Source organism: Herbaspirillum sp. NPDC087042, assembly GCF_044745245.1.
Lineage (GTDB): Bacteria > Pseudomonadota > Gammaproteobacteria > Burkholderiales > Burkholderiaceae_D > Herbaspirillum.
The window spans coordinates 97,782-107,927 of the sequence record NZ_JBIUZW010000019.1 but is presented as its reverse complement, the minus strand read 5'-3'; the positions used below and the strand labels follow the sequence as shown (position 1 = coordinate 107,927).

The 10,146-nt window shown below is 63.4% G+C and carries 11 protein-coding genes; all 11 read left to right on the top strand.

The features are described 5' to 3' along the window. The first annotated feature begins 74 nt into the window (after positions 1-74). The gene (locus ACIPHN_RS22555) at positions 75-380 is read left to right on the top strand and encodes an integration host factor subunit beta (RefSeq protein ID WP_006462119.1); all 306 of its coding nucleotides are present in this window, start codon (positions 75-77) and stop codon (positions 378-380) included. A gap of 317 nt (positions 381-697) precedes the next feature. Then, positions 698-1,024: a lipopolysaccharide assembly LapA domain-containing protein gene (locus ACIPHN_RS22550; protein ID WP_400440444.1), complete on the top strand. Its 327-nt coding sequence runs from the start codon at positions 698-700 to the stop codon at positions 1,022-1,024. 15 nt (positions 1,025-1,039) lie between these two features. Next, positions 1,040-2,215: a lipopolysaccharide assembly protein LapB gene (gene lapB, locus ACIPHN_RS22545; protein ID WP_400440441.1), complete on the top strand. Its 1,176-nt coding sequence runs from the start codon at positions 1,040-1,042 to the stop codon at positions 2,213-2,215. Positions 2,216-2,252: 37 nt separating this feature from the next. Continuing rightward, a complete protein-coding gene (locus tag ACIPHN_RS22540) occupies positions 2,253-3,632 on the top strand; it encodes a UDP-glucose dehydrogenase family protein (protein WP_400440438.1) in 1,380 nt (459 codons plus the stop codon). After that, positions 3,595-4,569: a D-glycero-beta-D-manno-heptose-7-phosphate kinase gene (gene rfaE1, locus ACIPHN_RS22535; RefSeq protein ID WP_400440436.1), complete on the top strand. Its 975-nt coding sequence runs from the start codon at positions 3,595-3,597 to the stop codon at positions 4,567-4,569. The genes ACIPHN_RS22540 and rfaE1 overlap by 38 nt, the downstream gene beginning before the upstream one ends. A 166-nt stretch (positions 4,570-4,735) precedes the next feature. Further along, on the top strand, positions 4,736-5,113 hold the full coding sequence (locus tag ACIPHN_RS22530) for a ComEA family DNA-binding protein (protein ID WP_400440434.1): 378 nt from the start codon (positions 4,736-4,738) through the stop codon (positions 5,111-5,113). Positions 5,114-5,315: 202 nt separating this feature from the next. Continuing rightward, positions 5,316-6,287 carry a sensor domain-containing diguanylate cyclase gene (locus tag ACIPHN_RS22525; RefSeq protein ID WP_400440431.1) on the top strand — a complete coding sequence of 324 codons (972 nt, stop codon included), beginning with the start codon at positions 5,316-5,318 and terminating at the stop codon, positions 6,285-6,287. A 100-nt stretch (positions 6,288-6,387) separates the two neighbouring features. Continuing rightward, on the top strand, positions 6,388-8,532 hold the full coding sequence (locus tag ACIPHN_RS22520) for a DNA polymerase III subunit gamma/tau (RefSeq protein ID WP_400440429.1): 2,145 nt from the start codon (positions 6,388-6,390) through the stop codon (positions 8,530-8,532). Between the two features lie 87 nt (positions 8,533-8,619). Further along, positions 8,620-8,946, top strand: coding sequence for a YbaB/EbfC family nucleoid-associated protein (locus ACIPHN_RS22515; RefSeq protein ID WP_400440427.1), 327 nt, complete (start codon positions 8,620-8,622; stop codon positions 8,944-8,946). A 98-nt stretch (positions 8,947-9,044) separates the two neighbouring features. Further along, positions 9,045-9,347 (top strand): YciI family protein, encoded by a 303-nt coding sequence (locus ACIPHN_RS22510; protein WP_400440424.1) that lies wholly within the window; start codon positions 9,045-9,047, stop codon positions 9,345-9,347. After that, complete coding sequence (gene recR / locus ACIPHN_RS22505; RefSeq protein ID WP_400440421.1) at positions 9,344-9,940, top strand: recombination mediator RecR; 597 nt, start codon at positions 9,344-9,346, stop codon at positions 9,938-9,940. Before ACIPHN_RS22510 ends, recR begins: the two co-directional genes overlap by 4 nt. Positions 9,941-10,146: the final 206 nt, after the last annotated feature.

Here is a 10,146-nt window from a genome sequence, read left to right as displayed (position 1 = left end):
TGCTTCGGGCACCCCCAGCCTGGGCGCGCTGCTGAAGGCCAAGCTCGACAACAACAACTGATCTTGCAGTCACGATGACAAAGTCGGAGCTGATCGCCCGTCTGGCTGAGCGTTATCCGCAACTTGTAGCCAAGGATGCGGATTACGCGGTCAAAACCATCCTCGATGCCATGGTCGACGCTCTCGCGACCGGCCAGCGCATCGAGATCCGTGGCTTTGGCAGCTTCGCGCTCAACCGTCGTCCGCCGCGTATCGGCCGCAATCCCAAGTCTGGCGACAAGGTGATGGTCCCCGAAAAACGGGTGCCGCACTTCAAGCCAGGCAAGGAATTGCGCGAACGCGTCGATGCGATGGTCGGCCAGCCAATCCGCGAGGATTGAACCGGCATGCCCATCGTGTCTTGTCTTGAGACAGTTTTGCTGCCCCCGGGCAGCACGTTGGTAGCACAAGGTTGAGGCCTGTCACCCGCGCACTGCAAGGTGAGCGGGTGTAAAGGCAGATCAACAAAATGAACGGCATCTTTGGATGCCGTTTTTTTTCACGTACAATCCCGAATTGCCCCGGGAAGCGTGAGAAACAGGCCCGATTCTTCCGGCCAGCGCAACAATGTTGCATCTTTTCCAATGGTCAGCGCGGTCAAAAGACGAGCCGGCCATCTCCCGGGTATCACTACGACCCGCCATAAGAGGATTACGCCATGAAAATACTTTCCAGATTGATCGCGGCCATCCTGTTCGTGTGTTTCTTTTTCTTCGCGCTGCGCAATACCCAGGAAGTGACGCTGCATTTCTTCCTCGGCTATGAGCGCACCGATCCGCTGGTGCTGGTGCTGCTGTCCTTCTTCGTGGTCGGCGCTGTCCTGGGTGTACTGGCCATGGCCCCGATGGTATTGCGCCATCGCCGCGAAGCCGGCCGCTACAAGAAAGCCCTGGCACAAGTCCAGAAGGCCCAGGAAGAGCTCGCCCAGGCACAGGCCCAGCCGCCGCAGCCGGACAGCATCATCACTGCACAGCACATTCTCTGATAGCCTCTTTCGTTTATGGAATTTGAATTTTGGTGGTTGCTTGGCATTCCAGTCTTCTTCGGACTGGGATGGATTGCCGCGCGGGTCGACATCAACCAGTTGGTCTCGGAATCACGAACCTTGCCGCGCGGTTACTTCAAGGGGCTCAACTTCCTGTTGAATGAGCAGCCCGACAAGGCCATCGATGCCTTCATCGAGATCGTCAAGCTCGATCCCGAGACGGTGGAGCTGCACTTTGCCCTGGGTAACCTGTTCCGCCGCCGTGGCGAGACCGAACGCGCCATCCGCGTGCACCAGAACCTGCTGGCGCGTCCCGACCTGCCGGCCGAGCATCATGGCCACGCCCTCTACGAACTGGGCCAGGATTACCTGAAGGCCGGCCTGCTGGATCGTGCCGAGGAAACCTTCAACAAGCTCATCGATACCCAATACAGCGCCCAGGCCGGCCGCGCCCTGCTGGAGATCTACCAGCGCGAGAAGGAGTGGGCGCGCGCCATCTCGGCGGCCGAGACCCTGCAGGCCACCGGCGCCGGCGGTCGCCAGCGCGAGATCGCCCAGTTCTATTGCGAGCTGGCCGCCGACGAACTGGTGCGGACCAACACCGATGCCGCCATGGCCCTGCTGGACAAGGCCCTGGCCGCCGACCGCAAGAGCGTGCGCGCCACCATGCTGATGGGCGATGCGTTGCGCGCCCGTGGCGATATCGAAACCGCGCTGGAAACCTGGCGCCGGGTCGAACAGCAGAGCGTGCCGCATACCGCCCTGGTGGCGCAGCGCCTGATGGATGGCTACCTGGCCGTGGGACGGCCGCAGGAAGGCATCAACCTGCTGCGCGCGTATCTGGCCGAGGCACCGTCGATCGATCTGCTCGAAGTGGTCTTCAAGGCTGTGCTCGATGCCGACGGCGTGGATGCCGCCAATGCCCTGGTCAGCGAGGAACTGCGTCGCACGCCCACCCTGCTGGGACTGGACAAGTTCCTGGAGGCGCGCATGATGACCGCCCCCCTGACGGCCCGCTCCGAGTTGTCGGTGGTCAAGACCCTGGTGCACGGATATACCCAGAAGCTGGCGCGCTACCAGTGCAGCCATTGCGGCTTCAAGGCTCGCCAGTTCTATTGGCAATGCCCGGGCTGCAGCCATTGGGAGACCTATCCTCCGCGTCGCACCGAAGAACTGAATGTCATGAACTGAGGCCCTAGCGCCATTTTTTTGGAAAGTCTGAATCACCATGAAAATCACCATCATCGGCACCGGCTACGTTGGCCTGGTGACCGGCGCCTGCCTCGCCGAACTGGGTAACGATGTGTTCTGCCTCGATGTGGACCAGCGCAAGGTCGACATCCTCAACAACGGCGGCATCCCCATCCACGAGCCAGGCCTGGAAGAAGTGGTGGCCCGTAACCGCGCCGCCGGCCGCCTGCAGTTCTCCACCGATATCGCCGCCAGCGTGGCGCACGGTGACATCCAGTTCATCGCCGTGGGCACCCCGCCGGACGAAGACGGCTCGGCCGACCTGCAATACGTGCTGGCTGCGGCCCGCAACATCGGCCGCTCCATGGAAGGCTTCAAGGTCGTGGTGGACAAGTCCACCGTGCCGGTTGGTACCGCCGATCGCGTGCAGGCTGCCATTGCCGAGGAACTGGCCAAGCGCGGCAAGAACGAACTCAGCTTCTCGGTGGTCTCCAATCCGGAATTCCTCAAGGAAGGTGCAGCGGTCGAAGACTTCATGCGCCCTGACCGTATCGTCATCGGTCACGACCAGACCGTCGACGGCCTGCGTGCCCAGACCCTGATGAAGAAGCTCTACGCGCCCTTCAACCGCAATCACGAACGCACCTACTGGATGGACGTGCGCTCGGCCGAGTTCACCAAGTACGCCGCCAACGCCATGCTGGCCACGCGTATCTCGTTCATGAACGAGCTGGCCAACCTGGCCGACAAGGTTGGCGCCGACATCGAATCCGTGCGCCACGGCATCGGTTCGGATCCGCGTATCGGTCACAGCTTCCTGTACGCCGGCTGCGGCTACGGCGGCTCCTGCTTCCCCAAGGATGTGCAGGCGCTGGAGCGCACCGCGCGCGACTACGACCAGCAGCTGCTGATCCTGCAGGCCGTCGAACAGGTCAATGACCTGCAAAAGCATGTGCTGGGCAAGAAGGTCGTGGCGCGTTTCGGCGAAGACCTGGCCGGCAAGCATTTCGCCGTCTGGGGCCTGGCCTTCAAGCCCAACACCGATGACATGCGCGAAGCGTCTTCGCGCGTGCTGATCGGCGAACTGGTGCGCCGTGGCGCAACCGTGGCGGTCTACGATCCGGTGGCCATGAAGGAAGCCGCACGCGTGCTGCAACTGGACTTCGCCGACGACACCAGCCTGCTGGAACGCATCCGCTTCGGCACCTCGCCCATGGATACCCTGCAGGATGCCGATGCGCTGGCCATCGTCACCGAATGGAAGGCCTTCCGCAGCCCCGACTTCGAACGCGTCAAGGCCACCCTGAAGACCCCGGTCATCTTCGACGGCCGCAATCTCTTCGATCCGCAGCTCATGGCCGACAGCGGCGTCGAATACTATGGCATCGGCCGTTCGCTTCTCGCCCGCGAGCAATAACGTGAACAACGACATCGTTTCTGCATGGAGCCAGGCCCGCATCCTCATCGTGGGCGACGTGATGCTGGACCGTTACTGGTTCGGCGAAGTCAACCGCATCTCGCCCGAGGCACCGGTGCCGGTGGTGCGGGTCGAGCGCAAGGAGGAACGCCTGGGTGGTGCGGCCAACGTGGCACGCAACACCGCCAGCCTGGGCGCACAGACAGCGCTCCTGGGCGTGACCGGCGACGACGAGCCGGCCCGCGTGATGGATGCCATGCTGGGCGAGATGGGCATTCGCAGCCATCTCAACCGCGATGCCAGCATTTCCACCATCGTCAAGCTGCGTGTGATCGGGCGCCAGCAGCAGCTGGTGCGCATCGATTTCGAGGAAGCCCCCACCGACACGGTGTTGCGCGACAAGCTCACGCAATTCAATTCGCTGGTGGCTGACTACGACGTCATCATCTTCTCCGACTACGCCAAGGGCGGCCTGGTCAACGTGGCCGAGATGATCGCCACGGCCAGGAAGCTGGGCAAGCGCATCCTGGTCGATCCCAAGGGGGATGATTTCGCGCGCTATGCGGGCGCCTCCATCCTCACGCCCAACAAGTCCGAGATGGTCCGCATCGTCGGCCAGTGGAAGAACGAGGAAGACCTGACCGCGCGCGCCCAGAAGCTGCGTGCCGACCTGGACCTGGAAGCGCTGCTGCTGACCCGCTCGGAAGAAGGCATGAGCCTCTACCGCGAAGGCGAGGTGACGCACTTCCCGACCATGGCGCGCGAGGTGTTCGACGTCTCCGGTGCCGGCGATACCGTCATCGGTACGCTGGCCGTCATGCTGGGTGCGGGAGCATCCCTGGTCGACGCGGTGACCATGGCCAACCGTGCCGGCGGCATCGTGGTGGGCAAGCTGGGTACGGCCACCGTGACCTGCGAGGAATTGCTGGCAGGCTGATTTGAGCGTGGTTTTCTAGCAGGATTACTGTCAACACGCGTCTTTCCGTTTCGTTGAGCAAAGGCAGCGCCATCTCCGGATGCGCTGCCTTTTGTTTTTTCGTTCATTTCGTTCGTTCTGTTCGCTCTGTTCGTTCTTTCACTCCAGAAACCCGAAAGGAAACACCATGTTGAAGAAAATCCTGCTATCGATCGTCAGTTTCTTGTTCACCACCAGCCTGGCCTGGGCCCAGGTGGACATCAACAAGGCCGATCAGGCCGCGCTGGATGGCGTGCGCGGCATTGGGCCGTCCATGTCCAAGCGCATCCTGGCCGAGCGCGAGAAAGGCGGCGCCTTCAAGGACTGGGACGACCTGCAAAAGCGCGTCAAGGGCGTCAAGGACAAGAGTGCCGCCCGCTTGTCGGCCAATGGCCTGACAGTCAATGGCCAGGCCAAGCCGGGGGCGGCCGCCGGCGCTTCGGCGAGCAAGGCGCCTGCCAAGGCCGCACGTAGCGAAGGCCGGGAGGGCGGCAAGGCGGAAGCCCGGCCGGCTGCCGGCAAGTAAGTCCTCCGGGATGACAAGAGTGGCTGGCCGGAGGAAGAGGGGGCCTGCCACCAGGATGTTGTGATCTTTTTGATACGATCCGTCTCATCTGCTCGCCAACGATGAGAGAAACTAATTCTTGTTTCTCGAAAAAAATGAGGTTAAAGTGATTTTCAGCGAGTTACCGACGCCTGCCCTCACGTCCTATCTGCATAGACGAATCATGAAAATCGCCGAGCTCCCCGCCAATGAAACCGCGCGCATCGACGCCCTGCATTCGCTGCGCATCCTGGATACGCCGAGAGAAGAACGTTTCGATCGCCTGACCAGGCTGGCCAAACGACTCTTCGATGTACCGATGTCCGTGGTGACCATGATCGATGTGAACCGCCAGTGGTTCAAATCCTGCGTCGGCCTGGGTGACGCCACCGAGACCACGCGCGATATCTCTTTCTGCTCCCACGCCATCCTCAGCGACGAGATCACCGTCGTTCCCGATGCCCGCCTCGATCCGCGCTTCTGCGGCAATCCGCAGGTCACCGGCGAGCCCCACATCCGCTTCTATGCCGGTTGCCCGATCAGGAGCGAGAGCGGCTTTGCACTGGGGACCCTGTGCCTGGTCGATACGAAGGTGCGAAGCTTCGATGCCGATGACCGCGCCCTGCTGAAGGACCTGGCCGTGATGGTCGAGCAGGAACTGGCGGCGATACGGATGGCGACCATCGACGACCTGACCGGCATTTCCAACCGGCGCGGTTTCGAGACGCTGGCCCGGCATGCGCTGGCGACCAGCAAGCGCCTCGGCCGCCCGGCCAGCATGATGTATTTCGATCTCGACAAGTTCAAGCAGATCAATGACCGCTTCGGCCATGCCGAAGGGGATGCCGCGCTGACCAGCTTTTCGGCGCTGCTGTCGTCGAGCTTTCGCGAGTCGGATGTCATCGGGCGCCTGGGCGGGGATGAATTCGCGGCCTTGCTGACCAATACTGCCGAGGGTGAATCGGACCGGGCGCTGCAGCATTTTGCCCAGCGGGTCAAATCCTTCAATCAGAATGGCCAGCGCCAGTATGACCTGGCCTATAGCGTCGGCGTGGTCGAATTCGATCCGGCCCGGCATTACGATGTCAGCGATCTCATGCAACAGGCCGACGGCCTGATGTACCAGCACAAAAAAGCAGCACGCGCGCAAGCCTGAGGGCTGGGGCCTGCAGGTGGTGCCATACGGCAAAGGCGTTACAGGCGGCGAAATAGCTTAAAATGCCCCCCTGAGCCAAAACGCCCACAGCAGCCATCTCATGTCCTATCAAGTTCTTGCCCGTAAATATCGTCCCCGCAGCTTCGACACCCTGGTAGGCCAGGAGCACGTCGTGCGCGCGCTGACGCACGCGCTGGAACAGCAGCGGCTGCACCATGCCTACCTCTTCACCGGGACGCGTGGCGTGGGCAAGACGACGCTCTCGCGTATTCTCGCCAAGTCGCTCAATTGCGTGGGCGCCGATGGCAATGGCGGCATCACCGCCGCGCCCTGTGGCGTGTGCGAGGCCTGCGTGGCCATCGATGCCGGCCGCTTCGTCGACTACATCGAGATGGACGCCGCCTCCAACCGCGGCGTGGACGAGATGGCGCAACTGCTGGAGCAGGCCATCTATGCACCCTCCAATGCGCGCTTCAAGGTCTACATGATCGACGAAGTGCACATGCTCACCAACCACGCCTTCAACGCCATGCTGAAGACGCTGGAAGAACCGCCCGAACACGTCAAGTTCATCCTGGCCACCACCGATCCGCAGAAGATCCCGGTGACCGTGCTCTCGCGCTGCCTGCAGTTCAACCTGAAGCAGATGCCGCCGGGCCATATCATCGGCCATCTGGACAACATCCTGAACCAGGAAGGCATCGAATTCGATCCTCCCGCGCTGCGCTTGCTGGCGCAGGGCGCTTCCGGTTCCATGCGCGATGCGCTCTCGCTGACCGACCAGGCCATCGCCTACGCGGCCGGCAAGGTCACGCTGGAAGCGGTGCAGGGCATGCTGGGTGCGCTCGACCAGTCCTACCTGATCCGCATCCTCGACGCGCTGGCCGTGCAGGATGGCGCCGCCCTGCTGGGCGTGGCCGACGACATGGCCACCCGCAGCCTGTCCTACAATGCCGCCCTGCAAGATCTGGGCACGCTGCTGCATCAGATCGCCCTGGCACAGGCCGTACCGGCCGCGCTGGCCGATGACCTGCCCAATCGCGAAGATATCCTGCGCCTGTCCGGCCAGTTCAGCCCGGAACACGTGCAATTGTTCTACCAGATCGCCGTGCACGGCCGTAACGAACTGGGCCTGGCCCCCGATGAATATGCCGGCTTCAGCATGACGCTCCTGCGCATGCTGGCGTTCCGTCCGGTCAGCGCCAGTGCGAGCGCACCGGTGCCGGCAGCCGCCGCGCCGGCTGCAGCCCGCCCGGCCACGCCGCGTCAGGCTGCGCCGCTGATGGCGCCGCAGGCAGCGGTGGCCAGTGCACCCGTGAGCCGCCCACAACCTGCGCCTGTCCGGGAAAGTGCACCGGCACCCGCCGTCGCCGCTGCAACGCCGGTGTCCGCCCCTGCTGCATCGGCTACATCGGCTGCCCGCGCGGCATCGGCCACACCTGCCTCGCCGCGCGAAGCGGCCCTGATGGCTGCCCGTGCAGCCATCGGCAAGACCGGTCGCGCACCGGCGGCCCGTCCGGCTGCCGAGCAGCCGCAGGCCGCAGCGGAAGCAGCATCGGCACCAGCACCAGCACCAGCACCAGCGCCAGCGCCAGCCGCCGTCACTGCGCCCGCACCCAGGTCGGCCGTGCCCATGCCGCCGGACATGCCCGAGCCGCCGCCTTTTGATTCGATCCCGCCGTGGGAAGAAGACCCGGGTGTCGCATCGATGCCGCCTGCCGGCTTCGAGGCTGAAAAAAAAACTGAATCCATCCCCGCACCGGCTGCCGTCGTAGAAGCCGCTGCACCAGTCGCACCACAGCGTCCGGCCGCCACGCCGGCCCAGCAGCAGGAAACCGCCCGCGTGGTGGCCGAGCTGGGCTGGGATGGCCACTGGCCGACCCTGGCCGCCAGCCTGGCCCTGCGCGGCGTGGCGCACCAGATGGCGTTCCAGAGCGAGCTGTTGCGCTGCGAGGCACTCAACGGCGGCAACGTCTGCTTCCACCTGCGCATCCCGCTGGAAACCCTGCGTTCGTCGGGCAGCGTCGAGAAACTCAGCGCCGTCCTGTCCGAACGTTTCGGCAAGGAAGTGCGCGTGGAGACCGAACTGGGCGCGGTGGCCGATACCGCCAATGCCGTGGCCGAGGCCGATCGCGCCGAACGCCAGCGCAAGGCCGAACACAAGATGAAGAACGATCCCTTCGTGCAATCGATGATGCGCGAATTCGGCGCCAGCATCGTGCCGGGGTCGATCCACCCGTTGTAATCAAGGCGTGCGGGCAGGGGCAGCGAATTTCGCGAGCCCGGCGCCAAACGCGATAGAATTCCGTGAATTGAAACAAGGAGCATTAGCATGATGAAAGGTCAACTGGCAGGTCTGATGAAGCAAGCACAGGCCATGCAGGACAACATGAAGAAGGCCCAGGAGCAACTGGCCGGCATCGAGGTCGAAGGCCAGTCCGGCGCCGGCCTGGTGAAGGTGGTGATGACCTGTAAGAACGATGTCAAGCGCGTCTCCATCGATCCGTCGCTGCTGGCCGATGACAAGGACATGCTGGAAGACCTGGTCGCCGCCGCCTTCAACGACGCCGTGCGCAAGGCCGAAGCCACCGCCCAGGAAAAGATGTCGGGCGTGACCGCCGGCATGCCGTTGCCGCCGGGCTTCAAGATGCCGTTCTGATCGTTTCCCCGCCTGGTGGCCGCTGGCTGCCAGGCAACGGTCGGCCGGCAGTGCGCAGTGCTTTAGGATGAAATGCAGGATTGCTTAGTGGAGGCACCATGTTCATCGTCTCGATCACGTACACCAAGCCGGCCAGTGAAATCGACTCCCTGTTGACCGCGCACAAGAAATTCCTCAACCAGCAATACGCCGAAGGGGTGTTCCTGATGTCGGGCCGCAAGGTCCCGCGCACCGGCGGCATCATCCTGGCCGACTGTAACGACCGTGCCGAGATCGAAGCCATCATGGAATCCGATCCCTTCTTCATCGGCGGCGTGGCCGAATACGAGATCATCGAATTCGTCCCCTCCATGACGGCCGAGGCGCTGGATGCCTTCCGCTATTCCGTAGACCGCAATTGAAAACGCCCTCCAGTCTCACTCTCCTGACCGAAGCACTGCGCCGGCTTCCCGGCATCGGCCCCAAGACCGCGCAGCGCATGGCTTTCCACCTGTTGCAGCATGACCGCGACGCGGCCTCCGAGCTGAGCCGCTCGCTGGCCCATGCGCTGGAGACCATCCGTCACTGCGCGCTGTGCAATACCTTTACCGAGCAGGTCATCTGCGAAACCTGCCAGGACAGCCGGCGCGACCATACCCAGCTGTGCGTGGTGGAGTCGCCCTCCGACCAGGTCATGATCGAGCAGACGCTGACCTTCAAGGGCCTGTATTTCGTGCTCATGGGCCGGCTCTCGCCGCTGGACGGCATCGGCCCGCGCGACATCCATCTCGAAAAGCTGATCACCCGCGCCACCGACGGCGTGGTCGCCGAAGTGGTGCTGGCCACCAATTTCACCAATGAGGGCGAAGCCACCGCCCACTACATCAGCGAAACGCTCAAGGCCCGCGGCCTGAAGGTCAGCCGCCTGGCGCGCGGCGTGCCGGTGGGCGGCGAGCTCGAATACGTGGACGCCGGCACCATCGCCCGCGCCATGCTGGACCGGCGCACCACCTGACGCCTCGCCGTCGCCGCGCCAGGATGAAAATCTTGCAAGCGGCGATGTTCCTTATGATTGTCAAAATGCGCGACAGCCAGGCCATGCTGCAATAGAATGGCGGCTGCCGGCTTGCACGTACGACGTCAGGCGATATGGCAGCGCAACATGCGTCCACCGGCGCGCGCGCGGACCGCATCGCCAGCCTTGGAAGAAGCACAGAACAA